Origin of the sequence: Arthrobacter sp. UYEF20 (assembly GCF_040546335.1) — a bacterium.
Lineage (GTDB): Bacteria > Actinomycetota > Actinomycetes > Actinomycetales > Micrococcaceae > Arthrobacter.
The window spans coordinates 1-20,706 of the sequence record NZ_JBEPNP010000036.1; the positions used below are offsets into that span (position 1 = coordinate 1).

Consider the following 20,706-nt stretch of genomic DNA (forward strand, 5'->3'; position numbering starts at 1 on the left):
GAGGAGGCAGCGAACACCCCAGAACTGGCGCTCAGCGCCTAAACAAACCAAAGATCACGCGGCAACCGCGTTACACCACGCATTTGGACTTGACCGTCGCTGACCGGCGATGACGCATCTCGTCCGGTCGAATATCGCCGCAACCCGGTCAATTTCGCGGGCCGCCCGATGCGGGTCTCCGAGTTCGTTGGACAGCTCGGCCACCATCAACCCTTGCCAGCCGGTGTGTCGCCGCCATGGGGCAACCCTTTCGGCTGCCCGCCTGTACATTTCCCGTGCTGCCCGGACCTGCCCGGAGATCAGTTCGACGGCCCCCAGAATGTTCAGGGTGGCGCTCATCCCCACCTGATCTCCCGCTGACTCGAACCTGGACAGGCAACCCCGAGCGTCGCTCAGGCCGCGGTCGGCGTCACCACCCATGGCGCGAAGCAGGGCGATGTTAAGCTCGGTCAGCAACTCGCCCCGCCGGTCGCCCAGGCCGTGCCGGAGCTCCCGTGCCAAAGACAGGGCATCATCGGCCGCGCTTTGGTCGCCACAGTCGCGCAAAATGCAGCCAAGTTGGTGAAGTGCTTGCGCCCTGGCCAGGTCATCTCCCAACTCGGCGAAATGTTCGGCTGCCTCCGCGATGACGGATATCGCCGACTGCGGGTCCGCCGACAGCCGGGCCGCGTAGCCGAGCGCGGACAGCACATAGCCTTTGGCCTGGATGACGCCGACCCGCCTGCCCAACAGCATGGTCTCCTCGATGCAGGGAACCAACCGTCCGGCGATCGGGACCAGTTGCAGGCTCGGCGTGATCACCGGCAGGAAGGGTGGAGTGCTGGTGTCGGACTGCGCGAGCTCACTCAGGCAGGTGTTGAGGTGACGGGCGGCGGGCGGTCCGTCCTCACGGGACAGCGCGCACTGGCCGAGCAGCCAACTGCTGGCAGCGGCATGTTCGGCCCTGCCCCCCTCGATCGCCTCGGTGTGCACTTCGGCTGCCAGCTGTTCGGCCTCGTCCAGGTCGAAAGTGCTCCAGGCCGGCGAGGTCTCAATGAGCCGAGCCATCACCACCTCGTCGGGTTGGCCGATCTGCCGCACGATCGCCAGGGCCTCTGCGCCGAGCGCCCGGTGCCGATCGCTGCGACCCTGCCTGCTGTACAGTCCGGTCAGACCGATCAAAGCAGCCGCGCGAGGCCGGGTCGGGTCCGGTGCCACCGCCAAGGCACGCTCGATCCAGCGCGCTCCCTCGACCGCATGACCGCGGAGGAACCAGAACCGCCACAGGCTCGCGGCGAGCCGGAGCGCGGACTCGGGCTCGTGGGCACACGACCATCGCAGCGCAGCGCGCAGATTGTCGTGCTCGCGGTCGAGGAACTTCGGCTGTTCGATGACCACCCCGGTGGCCCGTTCGGGATTGTGGGAGTCGGCGAGGGCAAGGAAATAGGCGCAGTGCGCCGCCGCCAGCTGGGCCGCCTCACCCGCATGATCGAGATTCTCGTGGCAAAACTGGCGGACCGTCTCCAATTGCCGGTACCGGGTCCCGGCGGCCTTTCGTTCACTGACCACCAAAGACTTGTCCACCAGCTTGGCGAACAGGTCGAGCAGTTCGGTTTGCCGGAGGGGCGGGTCAGCGCAGACCGCCTCCACGGCGTCGAGGGTAAATCCACCCGCGAACACAGAGAGCCGGCGCAACAGAACCTGCTCCGGTTTGGTGAGCAGCTCGTGGCTCCATTCCAGGGTGCCGCGCAGCGTCTGGTGACGCGTGACGCCGTTGGTTCCCCCGCCGAGCAGGGACAAGGCATCGCCCAATCGCTGGACGATCTCGGCGGGCTCGAGAACAGCGGTTCTGGCCGCCGCCAATTCCAGGGCCAGCGGCATCCCGTCGAGCCGCCGGCACAGCTCGGTCACCCCCTGCGCGTTGTCGGCGTCGAGTGCGAAACCGGGCCGGACCTGCGCTGCTCGCTCAACGAAAAGCCGGACAGAGGGCAGACGGTCCAGCTCGGCCAGGTCGGGAGAGTCGGTCCGAAGGGGCGAGGGCAGTGGCAATGACGGCACCCGGAAGGTGTATTCCCCGTCGACATGGAGCGGTTCCCGGCTGGTGGCCAGCACTTTGACCCCAGGGGATCCGGCGAGCAGCATGACGACGAGTTGCGCACAGGCCGGGAGGAGGTGTTCGCAGCAGAGTTAATGCGGAGGCCGAGGCGACTCTGAAGTTCGGGCCAGGACCAACAGGTCTCCCCGTGCCTTCAGAAAATCAACGTTTTCCTAGGACGCGGGCCGCGAAATCTGCGGTCGCCGTCGGAAATTCCTTGCAGTTCACTCTTGTCCCACTCGTCGCCTCTCATTTGGGGCGGATACGGCGGGTGCCCGGGCGCAGCAACTGTTGCTTGCAGCGTGGAGGTAGCGAACAAGAGCCAGAGGCCTGTTGAAAGCACGGATTACGGGCCGGACCGAGAGACGGAACGGCACCATAATGGGGACATGACATCCGCGTCGGGCGAAGTAGCCCCCATAGCTCCAGGCCTTGTGCCAGAACTCCTAATCACCGATCTCGTCACGAGCCTCGATTTTTGGGTCACGCTGTGTGGTTTCGAGATTCTCTACGACCGGCCGGAGGAGGGGTTCGCGTATCTGCACTCGGGAACGGCGCACGTCATGCTCGAGCAGATCGCGGTCGGGCGAAATTGGGTCCCTGGCGCTCTTGAGAGTCCGCTGGGCCGCGGTGTGAATTTCCAGGTCTCTGTGCCGGCGATAACACCTTTGGTGGAACGTCTTTCGGCGGGCAGTTGGCCGCTCTTCATGGCCCCGGAAAACAAGTGGTACAAAACGGGCGATACAGACGCCGGAGTCTCACAATTCCTGGTCCAAGACCCCGATGGGTATCTCATTCGATTCGCTTCACGGTTAGCCACTCCCCTACTCTGATCCACCGCAAAACGAAACCGCCTGGATATTCCGCGAATGAACAGGATCTACAAGCAGCCGTGCCCTCGCCGGCCCGCACGCCGGGATGATGCTGGCTTACCTGGGCGCGCGGGTGATCCAGATAGAGAACCCCGGCAGGGAGACGATAGCCGCGGCTGGGGTCCCCCTTCGTAGGCCCCGAGGGCGATTCCCACTTACTTCCTGTCCTGCAACCGCAACAAGGAATCCATTGCGCTGGACCTGAAGAGCGACGACGGGCGGACAGTTTTGCGCGAACGGCTGGAACGCGCGGACGTCGTGATCGAGAACTTCCGCCCCGGGGTACTGGACCGCCTGGGAATCCCGGCCGCGGACAGGTCCACTCGGAGGTGCTCGTGATCGACGTCGACCACAAAATCCTCGGTAACGCGAGACTCCCGTCGGTCATGACCGAAGCGAAGTCCGTTTCCTGGCCGACGGATGAACGGGTTCACGGTTGACGGACCGAATTCTGAGGGCAACCCACAAGCCGCATCGCCGGCAAATATATACAGGTGCGGTCCCGAGGGCATGCAACTTTTTTACACGGCATCGTCCTGCCGCAACAGGAGCAGGTGTGGTCGGCGTCAGAGTCCGTTGCTCTTGAGCGCTTCCGTCAATTGATCAACGGTAGGCAGGCCCGCAAGACCGCTGGGAGTCACGTAGATCCGGCACGCGAGATCGCCCGCGGGCGCGCCGGTTGGGAAGATGTCGGTTCCGTTGACGGTGATCGTCGGAGATCCGGCGAATCCCGTGTCTTTTGTATCGGATGCGGACTTCAGAAGCCTCATGTGTACTTCCATGCCGTTGTGCCCCCGGGCGGTCAGGGCTGCTTCCAGACGCTCACGTGCTACGGCCGAGTTTGGGCAATCATCGATATGGAGCAGTTCAATCCTCATGAATCTATTGTCCATGCCAGACCACCACCGCGGTACAGAATGAGCAGCTGTCCGGGTCAGGCAAAAGGACTGCCCTGACCCGTCCTGGCATCAGGTCTGAGGATGCGTCATCGCGGCTATCCGGCGGGTGTCACGACGTCTTCCAGCATTGCCCTGTCGAAAAACCGGAGCTCGCCCGTTGCCTGGAAGAACACCGGAACCACTGAGGTGCTTGGGTCCTTCGAGGTTTCGTAGATCTCCGGGGCACCCCCGTGTTTGCGCGCAATGGTTCCGATCAGCTCGGTGCCGCGAACCCGGACGGTGCGATATTTGTAGCTCATGTGGACCCCTTCGTCAGTTGAGGCAAACCCTACACCTGGGACCTCCGGAAGGAGCCCGTCACGGGCGTCGCTGACGCCAGCGCGGAACCCGTTGCGGTTGACGGGGCGCGTGCCTCAGATGCAGGAATAGTCGTAGTCGAATCCGCCCGAAACGTACTGGCCAAGCGTGACCTTGCCGCCGGCGGTCAGGGCGGCGTCCGAGCATTTGCGTTTCGCCAGGGCGAGCGAGTTTGCTCCGGCCACCCAGCTGGGCAGCGGGTACAGATTGCTTGAAGACGGCACAGTCCCCACGATCTGGGCCCACTGCGTTCTGGTGGAGTAAAGGCCCGTGCGGGCTCCGATGCTCGCGAAGTAGGCGGTCATGCCCTCGAGATCGGCCCTGTTCGCCACCGTGTCCGTTGACCAGCTGTTCCCGGTCTCCACATCAAGCCACCAGGTGTAGGACGCGGGGTTGCTCACGCCGCGGATGTTCGCATCGTCATAGGCCTTCGCGTACCCGTACATGTATGAGCAGGCCGCGCCGTAGGATCCACTGGTGCACTCGCCGTACGGGGAGGGCACGGTAGTCCCGCCGTATGTGTTGCTGGTGGGCCACCACGACCCGGCTTTGCCCGGGTTGGCGGTGTTCACATACAGGGCGACCGGCGCCTGTCCAGTCCCGCCCTTGGATGCGCGGGCCCACGTCAGCTGGGTGTCCAGACAGGGGTTTGTGGCGTTCGCCAGGCCGTTGTTCACGCCGACGATGGCGAAGGCCTGGCCTTTCGGCAAGGTCTGACCGCACTGGGGCCAGGACAAATCGTTGCCGGGGGCGGCAGTGGTGGCTGCCTCAGCTGGTGGGGCAAGGAGCATCAGCACCGCAACGGCGGCTGCGGCGGCTGCGGCCAAGACATGTCGGAAACGCGCAGCGGGGGTGGCTGAGTTGATGGCGGACATGGCCGGCCTTCCCGTCGGGGCGGAGCGAACAGGAGCCCAGCATGATCGCCACGGGCCCCGTGGTCAAGGACATGACGGTTCATGGCCAGGCCGTGGCGCATCGGCTGGAGGCCAGGCACCAGCCCCGGGGCTCTCATCGGATCACCGGGAATAAATCCATGGTCCCACCGTTGAGTCCAGTACACTCAACTTTCCTAAATGGAGGTTTCATGGCTACATTTTTCGGACCGGCGAGTTCCGGCGACAGTTCCTTCGACGAGTTCCTTGCGCGTTACCTGCAGGGCCAGCGCGCGTCCCGCTCGGGGCACCCGATGGACATCACCAGGCTGCTGAGCCGGCGCACCCATGAGGTGCTGGCCGGCGCCGCGCAATTCGCCGTCGAGCACGGCCACATCCATGTCGACGCGCTGCATATCCTGCGCGTCATGGCCGAGACGGAACCGGCCGCCGATTACATCAAGCACGCCGGAGCGGCACCGTCAGGCATCGCCAAGGCCGCCGAGGAGCGCCTGCCGGAGAAGGCCGCCGGCCAGGCAGCAATTGCCCCCGCACTCACCCCTTCCGCGCAGCGCGCGCTGCTCGATGCGTACCAGGTGGCCCGGGCCTTCGGCTCCACGTATGTCGATCCCGAACACCTGTTCTTCGCCCTGGTCATCAATCAGGAGACCCCCGCCGGCCAGGTGCTGGCAGCTGCCGGCGTCACGCCGGAGTCCCTGCAGTCGGGCCCGGCCGAGCAGTCCGGTCCGCGCGGCTCCGCGCCCGGCACGGCACCCAGTCAGACGGAACCCGGCGAGCGGCAGCCCGCATCCCCTGAGTCTGGGACCCCGATGCTGGACACCTACGGCAGCGACCTGACGGCGCGGGCCCGCGAAGGCGGACTGGACCCGGTGATCGGCCGCGCGGACGAGATTGAGCAGACCATCGAGATCCTGGCGCGGCGGACCAAGAACAACCCTGTCCTCATCGGCGAAGCCGGCGTCGGCAAGACCGCGGTCATCGACGGGCTGGCGCAGGCGATTGCCGCCGGCAGCGTGCCCGAACAACTGCGCGGAAAGCGCGTCGTCGCCCTCGACCTGCCCGCCATGCTCGCCGGCACCCGGTACCGTGGCGACTTCGAGGAACGCCTGACCAAGGCGATGGACGAGGTCAGCTCGAGCGCCGGGGAAATCATCCTGTTCATCGACGAGCTGCACTCGGTGGTCAGTGCCGGCGGCGCCGGGGAGGGCGGCCTGGATGCCGGAAACATCCTCAAGCCGCGCCTGGCCCGCGGTGAACTCCACGTCGTCGGCGCCACAACCCTGACCGAATACCGCAAAGTGGAGAAGGACCCGGCGCTGGAACGCCGTTTCCAGACCGTACAGGTCGGCGAGCCGAGCATCGAAGAGGCCGTACAGATCCTTGACGGCCTGCGGGGGCGGTACGAGGAACACCACCGCGTGCGCTACACCGACGAGGCGATCCGCGCCGCCGTCGAGCTCTCCGCCCGCTACGTGACGGACCGGTTCCTGCCGGACAAGGCGATCGACCTGATCGACCAGGCGGGTGCGCGGCTGAGCCTCAAGCTCGGCTCACGGACCGACGTCGCAGTTCTTCGCGAGCAGCTCGCCACCCTCGAGCGGTCCAAGAACGACGCCGTCGCTGCCGAACGCTATGAGGAAGCCTCGCAACTGCGGGACGAGATGCAGTCGGTGAGCAGCAAGCTCGCGTCCACAGTTCCCGGCGGCGCCCCGGGCACCCCCGCGGGCGCTCCGGAAGCCGTCGTCGGCGAGGACCAGATCGCGGGGATCATCTCCCGGTCCACCGGGATCCCGGCCAGCCGCCTCACCGAAGGCGACCGGGAACGCCTGGGCAAGCTCGAGGAGGAACTGCACCTGCGGATCGTCGGGCAGGAAGACGCCGTGTCGCTGATCGCGAAAGCGGTCCGGCGCAACCGCACCGGCATGGGGGACGAGGGCCGGCCGGTGGGCAGCTTCCTGTTCCTCGGACCGACCGGCGTCGGCAAAACCGAACTCGCCAAGGCCCTGGCCGGGTCCCTGTTCGGGGACGAGAACTCCATGGTGCGCTTCGACATGAGCGAGTTCGGCGAACGGCACACCGTGAGCCGGCTGGTCGGCGCCCCTCCGGGGTACGTCGGTTACGGCGAAGCCGGCCAGCTCACCGAACGCGTGCGGCGCAACCCGTACTCCGTGGTGCTTCTGGACGAAGTCGAAAAGGCCCACCCGGACGTGTTCAACCTCCTGCTTCAAGTGCTCGACGACGGACGCCTGACGGACGGCCAGGGCCGAACCGTGGACTTCCGCAACACGGTGATCATCATGACCTCCAACCTCGGCTCGGAGTTCCTGGCCAGCAAGGGCGGCGCGATGGGCTTTGTGTCCCAGGACGACGGCGGCAACGGCTTCGGCTCCGAGAAGGCGCTGCGGGACCGAGTGCTGGGCCGGCTGCGCGAGTCCATGCGGCCGGAGTTCCTCAACCGGATCGACGAGATCGTCCTGTTCCGCAAGCTGGACCAGGCACAGCTGCGCCGGATCGTGCGGCTGATGCTGAGCCAGACGGAAGCCCGCCTGCAATCCCAGGGCATCGGGCTTGACGTCAGCGAAGCGGCCGTGGACTGGATCGCCGAACGCGGCTACGAGCCGGAATACGGCGCCCGGCCGATGCGCCGGGTGATCCAGCGCGAGCTGGACGACCGGATCGCTGATCTGTTCGTGGCCTCGGACCTCCGGTCCGGCGGGCAGGTGTCCGTCTCGATCGACGGGAACTCGCTCGTCGTCGGGGCCCGTCACGAATCGATGCCGCTGGCGGCCTAAGCCGCCTCCGGCTCCGCCCACGGCCGCGGACGTGTTGACCCCCGGTACCCGCCGGAGGAGCATGGACGGGCAAGGGCGTAGCAGGAGGAGTGGGGCGAGATGCGGCGAATGCGAGGAATGGAGGCGGCCGGTTTATTTCGCGTGATCCAGGTGGCGCTCCTCCCGGTGGGAACGGTCGGTTATCTGTGGGCCGTGCCGAAGCTGCTCGTCTACAGCCGGCGGACAGGCATATCGGCGACCCTGCTCGCTTCGCTCTACACCCGCTACATGCAGCACCGGCTGGGGACCCGGCCCGATGAGCCCGCTGCGCGGCTCATGATGGTCATGCCCAATGTCTCCCGGGAGGGGTTCCGCCTGGAGACCACCCCGACGATGGCGGCCCATCTCATGACGGGCCATGTTCCCCGGATCTACCGGTATCCGTACGACGGTGTGGCCCCGATGCGCCATCAGCAGACCGCACGGACAAGCTTCTACGACGCCGCCCTCCGCCGGCACCTCCCCGGCATCGAGCAACTGGTGATCCTCGGCGCCGGCTTTGACACCCGCGCCTACCGGCTGAGACCGGAAGCGAACGTGCGGTGCTTCGAGATCGATCAGCCCCGGACCCAGGCCTTCAAGCTCAGGATGTTGAGGGACGCAGGCCTCTCCGCGCACCTCGCCACGTACGTGGCCGCCGATTTCCAGGCGGAAGACTGGTTCGAGAAGCTCGTTGATGCTGGGTTCGACCCGGCCCGGCCCGCGTTCTTCGTCTGGGAAGCGGTGACCATGTACCTGGACCGCGATTCGGTCGAGGGAACGCTGCGGCGGATCGCGGGGTCGGCCCCGGGCAGCGTCGTCGCCTTTGACTACTTCTCCGCGGAGATCATCGCCTCCCGGTCGCCGTATATGCGCTACGCCCGGGCCGCGACGAGATTCGCCGGCGAGCCGCTCGCCTTCGGGATCGACAACACTCCCCCGGCCCGGGAGCGCGCCGCGGATTTCGTCGGGGCGTTCGGCCTGACCCTCGAGGAACACCGGAACTTCGGCCAAGAAACCCGACGGCGGCCTGCCCCGGCCGGATTCGTTACGGCCGTCGTCGGCGGTCCGTTTGCGGGATGCCGAGGGCTCGTGGAACCACCGCGGGGGCGTTGATAAACCACCCCCAAGGCGGGATGATCAGCACATGCTTGCGAGTAGACCGCGCTATTCGGGACGTACCGGCGGGAGTGCCCGCCTGCAACTGCGCGGCGCCGGGGTGACGCCGTGACGGCCGGCCCGCCGGGTGGACGGCTCGAGGGCGAGCCCAAGTCCCTCTGGGTGGCCAGCGCCGGGACCACCGGCTACCCGGTTCTGCGCGGGGACGTGGAGGTGGACGTCGCCGTCGTCGGCGGCGGCATTGCCGGGCTGACCGCCGCACTGGCCCTCAAACGCGCGGGCCGAACCGTCGCGGTGATCGAGGCCGGACGTGTCGGAACCGGCGTCACCGGCCACACGACAGGCAAGGTCACATCCCTGCACCGCCTCGCCTATACCGAACTCGAAGGCCGCCACAACGCCGGCACTGCCCGCGCCTACGGGCAGGCCAACCAGGCCGGGCTCGAACACGTTGCGGACGTGGTGGCCCGGGAAGGCATCGACTGTGATTTCCGCCGGGTGGCCAACTACACCTACGCCGAGAGCGACGACGCGCTGGGCCTCGTCCGCGCTGAAGCCGCTCTCGCCTCCCGGCTCGGCCTTCCCGCCGCCTTCACCACCGATGTGCCGCTGCCGTTCGCCGTCAAAGGTGCCGTCCGGTTCGACGGACAGGCCCAAATTCATACCGTGAAATACCTGCAGGGCCTGACCCGGGCGGTCGATGGCAACGGTAGTTTTGTGTACGAGGAGACGCGCGCCCAAAAGATCCACGACGGCTCACCGTGCGTGGTCGACGCCGGGAGTGGAACCGTCCGTGCCCGGGACATCATCGTCGCCACGAATGTACCCTTCGGCGGTCAGGGCCTGTTCGAGCTGCGGTGTCATCCGCACCGCTCCTACCTCGTGGCCGGACGGGTGGACACCCAGCCGCTGGGCGCCACGTTTATCAGCGCCGACGAACCGGTGCGCTCCATCCTGACCGCGAACGCCGGCGGCGCGAGCTACGTGCTTGTCGGCGGCGAAGGCCATCGCGCGTCCGAGGCCTTCGACACAGCAGGGCGTTACCGCAGGCTCGCCGCCTTCGCCCACGACCGCCTCGGCGTCGGCGAGGTCGACTACCGCTGGTCAACGCAGGACGGCATCCCGCTTGACGGGCTACCCTACGTCGGACGCATGTCCCCCGCCGCCAGGCATGTCTTCGTGATCACCGGCCTGCGCAAATGGGGCCTGTCCAACGGAACCGCCGCCGCCCTCATTCTGACCGACACCCTCAACGGCCGGGCGAACCGCTGGGCCCGCGTCTTCAACAGCAACAGGATCACTCCCGTAGCCAGCGCCCGGCGGTTCGTACAGGAGAACATGAAAACCGCGGCAACCCTGCTGGCCGGCAAGCTCGGCGGCCGCCCCGGCCATGCGGCCCCGGCCCTGGCCCCGGCCCTGGCCCCGGGAGACGGAACGGTCATCGAAGTGAACGGGGAGAGCACTGCCGTCTACAAAGACGCAGATGGCCGGGTCCACGCCGTCTCTGCCGTCTGCACCCACCTTGGTTGCACCGTCGCCTTCAATCCCGCCGACGTCACCTGGGATTGCCCCTGTCACGGTTCCCGCTTCGCCCCCGGCGGCGCCGTCATCCAGGGTCCGGCCACCAAGAACCTGCCGACCCGGCCGGCGCCGTGACCGCCGGATTCCACCGCTGCCGGCGAGCCGGGATTCGCCAGCCCGGATCATCGAGGCAGGCGGAATTGGACCCCGGGCTGTTCCAATCGGCGGACCGAACGTGAAGTATGGTGCCCATGAGTTCATCCTATGAAGCGTCCCGTCCCGTCTCGTCCGATACTCCCGATGACATCGCGGCCGCAGTCCGGGCCGCCACCAAAGAGCTGAGCGAAACCCTGCAGAGCCACGGCATCGACGTCGCCTTTGAAGACATCGCCCGGCTGGGGCACTCCGAGTCGTGGGATGACGAGGGCCAACGGTGGGTTCAGGTCGTCTGGGTGGGTGAAGAGACGGCTGAGCCCAAGCCCGGGGGCTGACCTGGGTCCGCCAGGTTTGGCCTTCCGGCGTGACCCGCGGCCCGAATGGATCAGCGCGGACGGGCAGAAGTGGGCAGGCGCCCAGTCGCATTCCCGGCAGGCGAAATTAGGGCCTCAAGAGTCAACAGCCGGCAACAAGAGGGGGTCCGGATGCATACGCTTCCGCGCATCACGGTGGAGGTGCCGGTACTCAGCATCGGATCAGAGCCCACGGATTACGAGCAACTGGGCAGCTACGCCGATGCCCTACGCAGGCGACAGGGACTGCACCTGACCCTGCTGCACGTCGGCGTCCTGGAGGACTTCTCCCGGGACGTCGCGGACTGGACCAAAGGCATCACCGGTAACGCGGAAGCCTCCCGCGCGACGGTTGCCTGGCTGCAGGCGCTGCCGGTGCTGGAAGGCTTTTCCGGAAGCGCCGAAAGGCTGATCGTGCTGGGCGGCGGAAGCGTCTGCGGACTTGAAGTGGACGTCCCGCAGCGGGTTCACGACTTTCAGGTCGGCCTCGTGCAGTCGCTGCACGAACTGCTCGACGAGCTGCTTGTGGACAACGTCGACGACTTCATTCTCGGCTCACGCGCCCTCGGCTTCCGCTTCCCCCGCTGGACACCCCACATTGCGGTGGGCCGCCCAAAGGCCAGGGACCGCGGACCCTGGGAGATTGGAGCGCTAGCGATCGATTTCGGCGCATCACGGATCAGGAACCGCCAGCTCCTGCCGGCCGCCGGTGAAACCGGTCAGGCTTGATGGCGCCTCCCGCCTCCCGCCCGCGCCGGCTCCGGCGGCCCGTCGTCGGGCCGGATTGACGACGCGCTGAGCCGTTTCACTGGCGGAGCGGTTTGAGGGCCCCGGCCCAGGCGATGACTTGATCGAAGACCGTACCCAGGCCCTTCACGGCCCGGTCCGACGGTGTGAAGGTGGTGTAACTTTCAAACTCCGTGGCCAACGGCAAGGTAACCTGCGCGCGGACGTCGGCCAGCTGCAGCTCCGCGGCGATGAGCCGTAGATGTTCCACCGCCCGGATCCCGCCCGTGCCGCCGTAGCTGACGAAGCCCACCGCTTTGTTGTTCCACTCCCCGTAGAGAAAATCCAGGGCGTTTTTCAGTGCTCCGGGCACGGAGTGGTTGTACTCTCCGGTGACAATGATGTATCCGTCGAAGGACCCGATGGCTTTCGCCCAGGCCTTCGTGTATTCGTGACGGTAGTGCCCCAGTGACGGCGGGAGGGGTTCATCGAGCAGCGGGAGATCGAAGTCGGCCACATCCACAAGGTCGAACGTCGCATCGGTACGACTTGCCGCCTGCTGAAAGACCCAGTCTGCGACGGCTTTCCCTCTGCGGCCCGGGCGGGTGCTTCCGAGCACCACAGCTATCTTAAGCATGAAGCCGCGCCTCCCCTGATGAATAAGACCCCCTACCGGGTTAAACGCTCCCGCACAGCCGCTGCTTCCCGTGGAGCACCGTCCCCGGGGCAAGCAACTGAACGGAGTGCATGCCTCCCCGAAGGCCCCGGACGCTACTATAATTTGGTTCACACCCCACATCGGGAGATGAGCGATGATACGCGGATTTGGCAGGCGCCAAACGGGCGGGCGCGGAATTGGTCTGATCGGGACCGTGTATCTGGTGATCGGCGTCGTTGTCGCCGCCACCCACGGCTATCTCGTGGCATGGAACGTTCCCGGCAACATTCTGGAAGGCCTCGCCGCGATTGTCCTATGGCCGCTCGTGGCCATCTTTGGGGTCGATCTGCACGCCTTAGTCACATAGGCGGAGCGGTTCCGCGCGCGGATCTTGCCGAGGCAAGGGGCATGCGCCTGATTGGCAGATCTATTTGAGGGGCTGCAGAACCTGGGCCTATTTGAAGAAGTTGATCAGCACCGGGGCGAGAGCCTCGGGACCGACGGCGTGGCCCTGACCATCCAGCTTTTCCTGCTGCATGCGCGGGACGGCTTCGGCGACGGCGTTGATGGCGGCCCGGGCCCAGGACGGGCTGGCTCCCCCGTAGATCCCCAGCGCGGTCCCTCGAATGTTGGACAGCCTCTCGGCCGGGACACTCCCGTCACCGGTTAGCGCAAGGTCGTGCGGCAAGGTGTGGGCAACACTCAGGATGCCAGGCCACCACGGCATGGTCTTCATCCCCTCATCGAAATCAGAACCCGTGTGGCGGATGAACATTTCCACCGCACCTCCCCGGTCTCCCGTGTCCAACGCAGCTTGGACCCGGTCCCGGAAGATCTGCCAAGGTTCGCCTGGCGCGTTCCCCGCCAGATATGGCGGTTCGTAGACCGCGAGCTTGGAAATAGACGCCCCGGCGCCCGCCGCTTCAAGCACCAGGATGGCACCCGAAGAGTGGCCATAGGCGTAGGCCGAACCGCCCGCAGCATCGATCAGCGCCTTGAGGTCCTCTACTTCACGGTCCGGGCTGTACGACGCCGTGTCGGTGCTCTCGCCCCTTCCCCGCCGGTCGTACGCGTAGACGGTGAAGTGCGGCGCCAACAGGGGCACCAGCATATCGGCCGAACGGCGACTGTTCAGGGCACCACCGACAACGATCAATGCAGGCCCTGCACCCGACCGCTCGAATGCGATCTTCGTGCCGTCTGGCGAGATCTGGAATTCGGTCAATTTCTGGTCCTGTCCTTCAGTGCCGGCTGTATCCGGACAACGTTCACATTGGCATTGAAGGGCGGTGGAGACAAGAGAATTGGGTAGTTTTATGGCAATCGTTCGATGCGGTTCATTGATCATGCAGACCTGTCAGATCCAACGACATATTCACGCAGTGCAGTGCCAGAGGAGAGGCAGAGGACTGTTCGGGGCCGGTCGTCTAAGGTGAAGGTGTGGTGTTCCCCGCTTCGAACGCTCCAATGGTTGGCCATCCTTGTACAGGAACTGTACGAGCTGTCGCCTACCGGCGGGTAGTTGACACCCGTCAGACCGTAGGGTTGACTTTTGCACATGCTGAAATAACAGTTCCACGATACGGAACGATTCTCCGTGATTCTCCGTATAGCCCCACACCGTGGATGCCAGCATTGACACATGAGGACCCGTCCCATGCAAATCGAACAGTTTAATGCGGCCCAGCGACCGGAGGCCGTTGCGCTACTGCGGCCTTGCCTGGACATCCAGCGCTGGATTGACAGTCTCGCCAACGCGCGGCCGTATTCCGACGTCGGCTCCCTCCTTGATGCTGGCCGCCGGGCAGCCGCCCCGTTCACATCGGCGGAGCTGGAATCTGCCCTGGCGCACCACCCCCGGATCGGGGAGCGCGCGGCGGGCAACAGTACGGAGGCCCTGCTATCCCAGTCGGAACAGGCGGGACTCGGTGCACCGGACGCAGCTGTTGCCGAGGCCCTGGCGGACGGTAACCGCGCCTACGAGGCGAAGTTTGGCCAGGTGTTCCTGATCCGCGCGGCGGGCCGCAGCCGGGAGGAGATCCTGGCTTCCCTCAACTCCAGACTCCACCACACACCCGAACAGGAAGAACTAATCATCGGCGAGCAGCTGCGCGAGATCGCAGTGCTCCGACTCGAAGGACTGCTGAAGTGAGCGTCTCCCACGTAACCACCCATGTACTGGATACCGGCTCCGGTAAGCCTGCCGCCGGAATCGCCGTAACGCTTCACCTCCTGGACGGCGAGCAGTGGGTCCAGCTCGCCACCGGCTCCACGGATGCTGACGGGCGGATCAAAGAGCTCGGCCCGGACAGGCTTTCCTCCGGAACCTACCGGCTGGGCTTTAACACCGGGGCATACTTCGCTGCTACCGGAACTGGGACCTTCTTTCCCGAGGTAACCCTCACGTTCCTGGTGGACGGGGCGCAGGCGCACTACCATGTTCCGCTGCTGCTGAGCCCCTACGCCTACTCGACCTACCGGGGCAGCTAAGCCGCCAAGAACTGAATGGACAGGACAGGGCTCGCGGTTCAAACCCGCGGGCCTTTCCTGTGCCTGTCGGCAGTTCCGGCGGGATAGCCGGGGCCCGCAGACATGTCTCCCGGTGTATTAACCACAGTATTAACCACATCGCGAAGCAGTCACAATCGGTTTTTTGACCCTCGAGAGCCACAACGCGCGGAAACCTATTGACAGTGGCACGGGTCACTTCTATTCTCAATTTTGGGATCCCAAATTGGGATCCCAAAAGTCCGCGTTACGGATCCGAGCCGCAGTTCACAGCCGGCTCCTCCGGATCAGGACCCAGGACGCCCCACCAGCCGGCCTCCTGCCCCGCGAACACCCACGTCTTTTCCCCGTCTGCTTTCTTCATCTCTGTAAAGGAGAAGTTGTGTCTCTTCAAAATACTGAAACCGCAGTACCGCTCCCCGACGACAAGACCGGCAAGACCGGCAAGGACGGCGTGCAACGTCGCACCAACGTCCGCTGGAAAATGTTCCTGCTCCTGCTGGTCCTCGTCGCCGTCAACTACATCGACAGGGGCTCCATCTCGGTGGCCCTCCCGATCATCCAGAAAGAATTCAACCTCGCCCCCGAGCTGGTGGGCCTCCTGCTCTCCGCGTTCTTCTGGACCTACGCGCTGATGCAGGTCCCGGTGGGCCTCCTGATCGATAAGTTCGGTCCCCGCAAGGTCATGACGGCCTCCTGCGTCGGCTGGGGCGCTGCCACGGCAGCCTCCGGCCTGGCAGGCGGCTTCCTCAGCATGTTCATCGCCCGCCTGGGCATCGGCGTCACGGAAGCCGGCGTCATGCCGGCCGGCGGCAAGCTCAACGCGATCTGGATGCACAAGTCAGAGCGCGGACGCGGTGCCACCATCCTCGACGCCGGGGCACCGCTGGGCGCCGGCCTGGGCGGCATCCTCATCACCGGTCTCATCGCTTCCACCGGCAGCTGGCGCCTCTCGTTCATGCTCGCCGGCGCAGCCACAGTACTGATGGGCCTTGCCGTCTGGTGGTACGTCCGGGACAACCCCCGCCAGCACCGCGGCGTCAACGATGCCGAGGCCGATTACATCGAAGCCTCCCACGCTGCAGAAGACGCCGAGGCGCAGCTCGACGGCAGCAAGGGCAAGCGCGCCCTCCTGCCCTACCTGAAATTCCGTTCCTTCTGGGCCATGTGCTTCGGCTGGCTGGGCTTCAACGGCGTCTTCTACGGACTGCTGACCTGGGGCCCGCTCTACCTGGCCCAGGCCAAGGGCTTCGACCTCAAGACCATCGGCTGGTCCACGTTCGTCATCTTCGGCGCCGGCTTTGTCGGGGAAATCCTCGGCGGCACGATCGCCGACAAGTGGCAGTCCACCGGTGCCTCCGCCAACCGCGTGATGCGCACGCTCCTGGGCACGTCCAGCGTTGTGGTGATCGGCGGCCTGATCGGCGTCACAGTGGTGGCCGATCCCACCACCGCCGTGGTGCTCCTATCCGTGGTCATGTTCTTCCTCCGCTGGGTGGGCCTCTTCTGGAGCATCCCCTCCATCCTGGGCGGCCGGACCAATGCCGGCGTCCTGGGCGGCGCGATGAACTTCAGCGGCAACATCTCCGGCTTCGTCACCCCGATTGCTGTCGGCCTGATCGTGGGTGCCACCGGCTCCTACACCTGGGCGCTGCTCTACTTCGTCGGATCCGCCGTCATCATGGGCGTATCCGTGCTGACCCTGAACTACAACAAGCGGCTACCTGTCTAAGCTAGCCACGCACCTGTTCCTGAAGCCGGGAACGCAATGCCAGACAAGAACCGAAAGTGGAGAACCATGCATAATGCAGAAGAGACCCAGGACAAGGAACGCCCCCTTCGGGAGGCTGTCCGGGACACCCTCCGCAACAGGATCTTTGAAGGGCACTACGTTCCCGGCGCCAGGCTGGTGGAACGGGACCTCGCCGCTGAATTCAACGTGTCCCGCCTTCCCGTCCGCGAAGCGCTCCGCATGCTACGCCAGGAAGGCCTCATCAGCGACCGCGGCGCCCGCGGAGCCGAGGTCAGCACACTGAGTCCGAAAGACGTCGAGGATCTGTTCGACGTCAGGCAGTCCCTCGAGGTGCTTGCCTGCCGCCTGGCCGCCACCCGCGCCACCCCTGCAGACCGCAGCAGCCTCAAAGGACTGCTGGCCGAGGCAGACCGGTGCCTGGCCAAGGGCGCCGTCATGGAAGCCCACCGCGCCAACAGCGAATTCCACGATGCCATCACCCGGATCGCGGACAACGGTTTCCTCAAGTCCGCGCTGGAACCGCTCCAGGGCCGGATGCACTGGCTTTTCCGCCACGTCAGCGACCTGCCGGAACTCATCGAAGAACACCGCGCCCTGTACGCCGCGATCGCCAGCGGCGACCCGGAACGGGCAGCCGCCCAGTCGGCGTCGCACATCGGCAAATACCGCGAACAGTTTCCGGAGGATTTCAGCCGGACAGAACCCGCCCTTCATCGGAAGAACTCATGAAACTTCTTGTCATCAACCCCAATATCAGCGACGATGTTACCGCCATGATCGAGGCGGAGGCGCTCCGCTCCGCTTCCCCCGGAACCGAACTCGTGGTCCGGACCGCCGGGTATGGCGTCGAATACATCGAAACCCGCTTTGAATCCCTGATCGCGGCGGGAGCCGTCGCCGAAATCGTCGCCGAGTATACCCGCGACGGCGCCAGCGTCGACGGCGTTGTGGTGGCCGCATTCGGCGACCCCGGAATGCCCGCACTCAAGGAACTCACGGACGTCCCCGTCGTCGGCATCACCGAGGCGGCCCTCTGCGCAGCTGCCTTGCAGGGCCACCGGTTCTCCATTATCGCGATCTCCGACAGGATCCGGCCCTGGTACCTGGACTGCGTCGAGAGATTCGGCCTCGGCGGCCGGCTGGCGTCGATCCGTTCCATCAACGAGAGCCTCAACGGCATCGCCTCCGTGCAGCAGGACTTCAAGGCAACCCTGCTGGCACTCAGCCAGCAGGCCGTCACCGAGGACGGGGCCGACGTCGTGATCCTCGCCGGCGCACCCCTCGCCGGGCTGGCGCGCGAGCTTCGAGGGCAGATCCCGGTCCCCGTGGTGGACGGCATCTCCGCCGGCATCCGGATGGCAGAAGCCGTGGTCGGGCTCCAATCCGGCCCGCACCGCGCCGGCGCCTTCGCGCCGCCGCCGCTCAAGGTCCGGCGCGGCCTCTCCGAGAACCTCGACGCCGCCCTGACGGCCGCTCAGGACGCAACCCGCGGCTCCGCCGGCCAGCCTGCCTCGCCCGCGCCGTCCAACTAACTACTTCTACTTGAGGAGGACACCGATGTCCGACACCCCAGAACTCGTCATCGCCTTCGGCACCGTGGTCAACAGCTTCGGCCGGCGGCACGCCCACGTTGTGGTCCGGGAGGGCCGTATCGACCAGCTTGTTGACGCCTCCGAACCGGTTCCCCCCGCCACTCGCGTCATCGATGCCGCCGGCAAGCTGGTCATCCCCGGCGGCGTCGACGGACACTGCCATGTGGCCCAGGTAACCGGGCGCTTCCGCACCCTGGACGACTACCGGACCACTTCCACTGCCGCCCTTTGGGGCGGTACCACCACCATCATCGATTTCGGCATCCCCCGCGACGCCCAGGAAACGCCGCTGGAGGCGGTCCTCCATAAGAAGGAACTCGCCCGGGACTCACGCTGCGACGTGGCACTGCACGGGTCCGTCGTCAGCTGGGATGAAACCGTTCCCTGGCAGCTGGAACAGCTCGCCGCCGAGGGTGTCCGGTCCGTGAAGATGTACACCACCAACCGCGGCAGCACCATGGCGGACGGGGACACGATCCTGAAGGTCATGCGCGAGATGGTCCGGCTGGACGGCCTCACCTACATCCACGCCGAGCACGACCCCATAATCGCGGACTGCACCCAGCAGCACGCGGATGACGGCCGGATCGGCATTCAGCACCTGCACAGGACCCGGCCGGAGCTTGCGGAGGAAATCTCCGTCAAGGAAACCCTGGCCATGGCCGAGTACACCAAGGCGCCGGTCTACTTTGTGCATCAGTCGACGCCGGGAGCCGTGGATCTGGTCACCGAGGCCCGCCGCCAAGGCCAGGAGGCCTACTCCGAGACGTGCCCCCACTACATCACTCTTGACGACACGGTCTACGGCTCGGCGATGCCGGAGTGGTATGCCTGCTGCCCGCCCATGCGGAGCCCACAAACGGTGGCCGAGCTCAAGGACCGGCTGGCCGCCGGCGCCATCCACACCGTCGCCTCGGACCATTCCTGCTACGACCTCTCGCAAAAGCGCGAACGGTCCGATGACATCCGCGCCATGCCCCACGGCCTGCCGGGGGTCGAAACCCGCATGCCGGTCACCTTCACGGCCATGATGGATGCTGCCCGCGGCTGCGAGGCCCGGGTGGAGGACTTCGTGGAGGTGTTCGCGGCCGGCCCGGCCCGCATCAACGCCCTTCCCCGCAAGGGAAGCATCACCCCCGGCTTCGACGCCGATCTGGTCATCTTCGACCCCGCCGAGGAACGCACCGTGGCAGGCAACGCACTGCACATGGGCACGGATTTCTCCCCATTCGACGGCCGCAAACTGACCGGCTGGCCCGCCGTCGTCGTCTCCGCCGGACGCGTGGTGCTGGACAGCGACGGCTTCCACGACCCCGGCCCCGTTGGCCGGTTCGTGCCGCGCGACGGTTTCCGCGAGCACCAGGCCGCCAACACTTCCGACCGTACTCCCGCCGCCCAGGCCACCAGCTAGGAGCCAGCATGCCTTCCGTAACCCGCGCCACCCGCATCGGCATGATCGTGCCGTCCTCCAACACCTGCCTCGAACCGCAAAGTTACCGGATCCTTGGCGACCGGGACGACGTCACCATCCACTTCGCCCGGATCCCGGTCACCCGGATTGCCCTGGACAAATCCTCGGACAAGCAATTCGATGCCGCCGTCATGCGCTCGGCCGCCGAACTCCTCGCCACCGCCGATGTGGACGTCATCGCCTGGAACGGCACCTCCGGCTCCTGGCTCGGCGCCGATCATGACCGCCAGCTCGTCGAGGAAATCACCAACGCCACGGGCATCCCGGCCACGACGTCCACGCTGGCGTACATGGAGGCGTTCAAAACCTTCGGCACCGAACGCATCGGGCTCTTCACTCCGTACACCGGGGACGTCAACGAACAGATCGTGGCGTCCTACCAACGGGACGGCATCAAGACCCTCGACCACCGGTTCCTGGGCCTGAGCGACAACGAGTCGTTCGCCCGCGTGGCAGATGACGAGATGCGTCCGGGCTCGCTGGAGCTTGCGGCGTCCAGGCCGGACGCCATCATCTACCTCTGCACCAACCTCTACGGCGCCAACATCACCGCGGAAATTGAGGCCGAGACGGGCGTTCCCGTTCTGGACTCGGTGGCCGTCACGCTGTGGCACTGCCTCAAGATGGCGGGCGCCCCGGCGCTGGACCCGCGCTGGGGCAGGCTCCTCACCTCTGCCTGAGCCGGCGCTTCAGGCACTCCCCGTCGGCTGCCGGGTCCCGGAGGCCCTGGCAGCCGATTGTGACCGTCCGCCCGCCTTGACGTGCGGATCGTCACCCAGATAATCTCGAACTGCAAGAAAGTTTTCTCACAATATGAAAACTACTGGCCCAGACATTCAAAGATGAAACGAGGTTGGACGTGGCTGCAGGAGAAGATACCTCCCATATCCTCAGCGGGTTGACAAACCAGCTGCCTGATCGTGATCCGGAAGAGACCGCCGAAT

Annotated in this window: 19 protein-coding genes and 1 pseudogene; 14 read left to right on the forward strand and 6 right to left on the reverse strand. The window is 65.9% G+C overall.

The window, feature by feature from the left end:
• Positions 1 to 54: 54 nt before the first annotated feature.
• The gene (locus tag ABIB26_RS22270; RefSeq protein ID WP_354248243.1) at positions 55 to 2,121 is read right to left on the reverse strand and encodes an ATP-binding protein; all 2,067 of its coding nucleotides are present in this window, start codon (positions 2,119 to 2,121) and stop codon (positions 55 to 57) included.
• Between the two features lie 841 nt (positions 2,122 to 2,962).
• Here ABIB26_RS22270 and ABIB26_RS22275 point away from each other — a divergent pair.
• Positions 2,963 to 3,258: pseudogene (locus ABIB26_RS22275) on the forward strand (CoA transferase); the annotation flags it as partial.
• Positions 3,259 to 3,512: 254 nt separating this feature from the next.
• Here the strand turns inward: ABIB26_RS22275 and ABIB26_RS22280 are convergent.
• The 3 genes from ABIB26_RS22280 to ABIB26_RS22290 all read right to left on the reverse strand — a co-directional run bounded on the left by ABIB26_RS22280 (position 3,513) and on the right by ABIB26_RS22290 (position 5,077).
• The gene (locus ABIB26_RS22280; RefSeq protein WP_354248245.1) at positions 3,513 to 3,824 is read right to left on the reverse strand and encodes a thioredoxin family protein; all 312 of its coding nucleotides are present in this window, start codon (positions 3,822 to 3,824) and stop codon (positions 3,513 to 3,515) included.
• Between the two features lie 116 nt (positions 3,825 to 3,940).
• Positions 3,941 to 4,144 (reverse strand): hypothetical protein, encoded by a 204-nt coding sequence (locus tag ABIB26_RS22285; protein ID WP_354248247.1) that lies wholly within the window; start codon positions 4,142 to 4,144, stop codon positions 3,941 to 3,943.
• Between the two features lie 114 nt (positions 4,145 to 4,258).
• Positions 4,259 to 5,077 (reverse strand): glycoside hydrolase family 25 domain-containing protein, encoded by an 819-nt coding sequence (locus ABIB26_RS22290; RefSeq protein ID WP_502913732.1) that lies wholly within the window; start codon positions 5,075 to 5,077, stop codon positions 4,259 to 4,261.
• Positions 5,078 to 5,286: 209 nt separating this feature from the next.
• Here ABIB26_RS22290 and ABIB26_RS22295 point away from each other — a divergent pair, with 209 nt between their 5' ends.
• The 5 genes from ABIB26_RS22295 to ABIB26_RS22315 all read left to right on the forward strand — a co-directional run bounded on the left by ABIB26_RS22295 (position 5,287) and on the right by ABIB26_RS22315 (position 11,783).
• The gene (locus ABIB26_RS22295; protein WP_354248249.1) at positions 5,287 to 7,887 is read left to right on the forward strand and encodes an ATP-dependent Clp protease ATP-binding subunit; all 2,601 of its coding nucleotides are present in this window, start codon (positions 5,287 to 5,289) and stop codon (positions 7,885 to 7,887) included.
• A 108-nt stretch (positions 7,888 to 7,995) separates the two neighbouring features.
• Positions 7,996 to 9,021, forward strand: coding sequence for a class I SAM-dependent methyltransferase (locus ABIB26_RS22300; protein WP_354248251.1), 1,026 nt, complete (start codon positions 7,996 to 7,998; stop codon positions 9,019 to 9,021).
• 111 nt (positions 9,022 to 9,132) lie between these two features.
• Positions 9,133 to 10,680, forward strand: a complete 1,548-nt coding sequence (locus ABIB26_RS22305) for an FAD-dependent oxidoreductase (protein ID WP_354248253.1) — start codon at positions 9,133 to 9,135, stop codon at positions 10,678 to 10,680.
• A gap of 116 nt (positions 10,681 to 10,796) precedes the next feature.
• Positions 10,797 to 11,036: a hypothetical protein gene (locus ABIB26_RS22310; protein WP_354248255.1), complete on the forward strand. Its 240-nt coding sequence runs from the start codon at positions 10,797 to 10,799 to the stop codon at positions 11,034 to 11,036.
• Positions 11,037 to 11,186: 150 nt separating this feature from the next.
• Positions 11,187 to 11,783, forward strand: coding sequence for a hypothetical protein (locus ABIB26_RS22315; RefSeq protein ID WP_354248257.1), 597 nt, complete (start codon positions 11,187 to 11,189; stop codon positions 11,781 to 11,783).
• 76 nt (positions 11,784 to 11,859) lie between these two features.
• Here ABIB26_RS22315 and ABIB26_RS22320 read toward each other — a convergent pair whose 3' ends face one another.
• Positions 11,860 to 12,417 carry an NADPH-dependent FMN reductase gene (locus tag ABIB26_RS22320; protein WP_354248259.1) on the reverse strand — a complete coding sequence of 186 codons (558 nt, stop codon included), beginning with the start codon at positions 12,415 to 12,417 and terminating at the stop codon, positions 11,860 to 11,862.
• A gap of 175 nt (positions 12,418 to 12,592) precedes the next feature.
• Here ABIB26_RS22320 and ABIB26_RS22325 point away from each other — a divergent pair, with 175 nt between their 5' ends.
• The gene (locus ABIB26_RS22325; RefSeq protein ID WP_354248260.1) at positions 12,593 to 12,805 is read left to right on the forward strand and encodes a hypothetical protein; all 213 of its coding nucleotides are present in this window, start codon (positions 12,593 to 12,595) and stop codon (positions 12,803 to 12,805) included.
• An 87-nt stretch (positions 12,806 to 12,892) separates the two neighbouring features.
• Here ABIB26_RS22325 and ABIB26_RS22330 read toward each other — a convergent pair whose 3' ends face one another.
• Positions 12,893 to 13,663, reverse strand: a complete 771-nt coding sequence (locus ABIB26_RS22330; RefSeq protein ID WP_354248262.1) for an alpha/beta fold hydrolase — start codon at positions 13,661 to 13,663, stop codon at positions 12,893 to 12,895.
• A 432-nt stretch (positions 13,664 to 14,095) separates the two neighbouring features.
• On the opposite strand from ABIB26_RS22330, the gene uraD reads away from it, so the two are divergent.
• From uraD to ABIB26_RS22365, 7 genes are all read left to right on the forward strand, one after another.
• Positions 14,096 to 14,590 (forward strand): 2-oxo-4-hydroxy-4-carboxy-5-ureidoimidazoline decarboxylase, encoded by a 495-nt coding sequence (gene uraD, locus ABIB26_RS22335; protein WP_354248263.1) that lies wholly within the window; start codon positions 14,096 to 14,098, stop codon positions 14,588 to 14,590.
• Positions 14,587 to 14,928, forward strand: coding sequence for a hydroxyisourate hydrolase (gene uraH / locus ABIB26_RS22340; protein WP_354248265.1), 342 nt, complete (start codon positions 14,587 to 14,589; stop codon positions 14,926 to 14,928). The genes uraD and uraH overlap by 4 nt, the downstream gene beginning before the upstream one ends.
• A gap of 400 nt (positions 14,929 to 15,328) precedes the next feature.
• The gene (locus ABIB26_RS22345) at positions 15,329 to 16,678 is read left to right on the forward strand and encodes an MFS transporter (protein ID WP_354248267.1); all 1,350 of its coding nucleotides are present in this window, start codon (positions 15,329 to 15,331) and stop codon (positions 16,676 to 16,678) included.
• A 66-nt stretch (positions 16,679 to 16,744) separates the two neighbouring features.
• A complete protein-coding gene (locus tag ABIB26_RS22350) occupies positions 16,745 to 17,428 on the forward strand; it encodes a GntR family transcriptional regulator (RefSeq protein WP_354248269.1) in 684 nt (227 codons plus the stop codon).
• Positions 17,425 to 18,231, forward strand: coding sequence for an aspartate/glutamate racemase family protein (locus ABIB26_RS22355; protein WP_354248271.1), 807 nt, complete (start codon positions 17,425 to 17,427; stop codon positions 18,229 to 18,231). Before ABIB26_RS22350 ends, ABIB26_RS22355 begins: the two co-directional genes overlap by 4 nt.
• A gap of 25 nt (positions 18,232 to 18,256) precedes the next feature.
• Positions 18,257 to 19,702: an amidohydrolase family protein gene (locus tag ABIB26_RS22360; RefSeq protein ID WP_354248273.1), complete on the forward strand. Its 1,446-nt coding sequence runs from the start codon at positions 18,257 to 18,259 to the stop codon at positions 19,700 to 19,702.
• A gap of 8 nt (positions 19,703 to 19,710) precedes the next feature.
• On the forward strand, positions 19,711 to 20,442 hold the full coding sequence (locus ABIB26_RS22365) for a maleate cis-trans isomerase family protein (protein WP_354248275.1): 732 nt from the start codon (positions 19,711 to 19,713) through the stop codon (positions 20,440 to 20,442).
• The last annotated feature ends 264 nt before the right edge of the window (positions 20,443 to 20,706 follow it).

What these genes read in the sequence shown, in the direction of transcription:
- ABIB26_RS22310 (WP_354248255.1), top strand. Translation starts at nt 10,797, where the DNA reads ATGAGTTCATCCTATGAAGCGTCCCGTCCCGTCTCGTCCGATACTCCC.
- ABIB26_RS22300 (WP_354248251.1), top strand. Translation starts at nt 7,996, where the DNA reads ATGCGAGGAATGGAGGCGGCCGGTTTATTTCGCGTGATCCAGGTGGCG.
- ABIB26_RS22270 (WP_354248243.1), bottom strand. Translation starts at nt 2,121, where the DNA reads ATGCTGCTCGCCGGATCCCCTGGGGTCAAAGTGCTGGCCACCAGCCGG.
- ABIB26_RS22350 (WP_354248269.1), top strand. Translation starts at nt 16,745, where the DNA reads ATGCATAATGCAGAAGAGACCCAGGACAAGGAACGCCCCCTTCGGGAG.
- ABIB26_RS22325 (WP_354248260.1), top strand. Translation starts at nt 12,593, where the DNA reads ATGATACGCGGATTTGGCAGGCGCCAAACGGGCGGGCGCGGAATTGGT.
- ABIB26_RS22355 (WP_354248271.1), top strand. Translation starts at nt 17,425, where the DNA reads ATGAAACTTCTTGTCATCAACCCCAATATCAGCGACGATGTTACCGCC.
- ABIB26_RS22320 (WP_354248259.1), bottom strand. Translation starts at nt 12,417, where the DNA reads ATGCTTAAGATAGCTGTGGTGCTCGGAAGCACCCGCCCGGGCCGCAGA.
- ABIB26_RS22315 (WP_354248257.1), top strand. Translation starts at nt 11,187, where the DNA reads ATGCATACGCTTCCGCGCATCACGGTGGAGGTGCCGGTACTCAGCATC.
- ABIB26_RS22295 (WP_354248249.1), top strand. Translation starts at nt 5,287, where the DNA reads ATGGCTACATTTTTCGGACCGGCGAGTTCCGGCGACAGTTCCTTCGAC.
- ABIB26_RS22285 (WP_354248247.1), bottom strand. Translation starts at nt 4,144, where the DNA reads ATGAGCTACAAATATCGCACCGTCCGGGTTCGCGGCACCGAGCTGATC.
- ABIB26_RS22360 (WP_354248273.1), top strand. Translation starts at nt 18,257, where the DNA reads ATGTCCGACACCCCAGAACTCGTCATCGCCTTCGGCACCGTGGTCAAC.
- uraD (WP_354248263.1), top strand. Translation starts at nt 14,096, where the DNA reads ATGCAAATCGAACAGTTTAATGCGGCCCAGCGACCGGAGGCCGTTGCG.
- ABIB26_RS22290 (WP_502913732.1), bottom strand. Translation starts at nt 5,077, where the DNA reads ATGTCCGCCATCAACTCAGCCACCCCCGCTGCGCGTTTCCGACATGTC.
- ABIB26_RS22280 (WP_354248245.1), bottom strand. Translation starts at nt 3,824, where the DNA reads ATGAGGATTGAACTGCTCCATATCGATGATTGCCCAAACTCGGCCGTA.
- ABIB26_RS22365 (WP_354248275.1), top strand. Translation starts at nt 19,711, where the DNA reads ATGCCTTCCGTAACCCGCGCCACCCGCATCGGCATGATCGTGCCGTCC.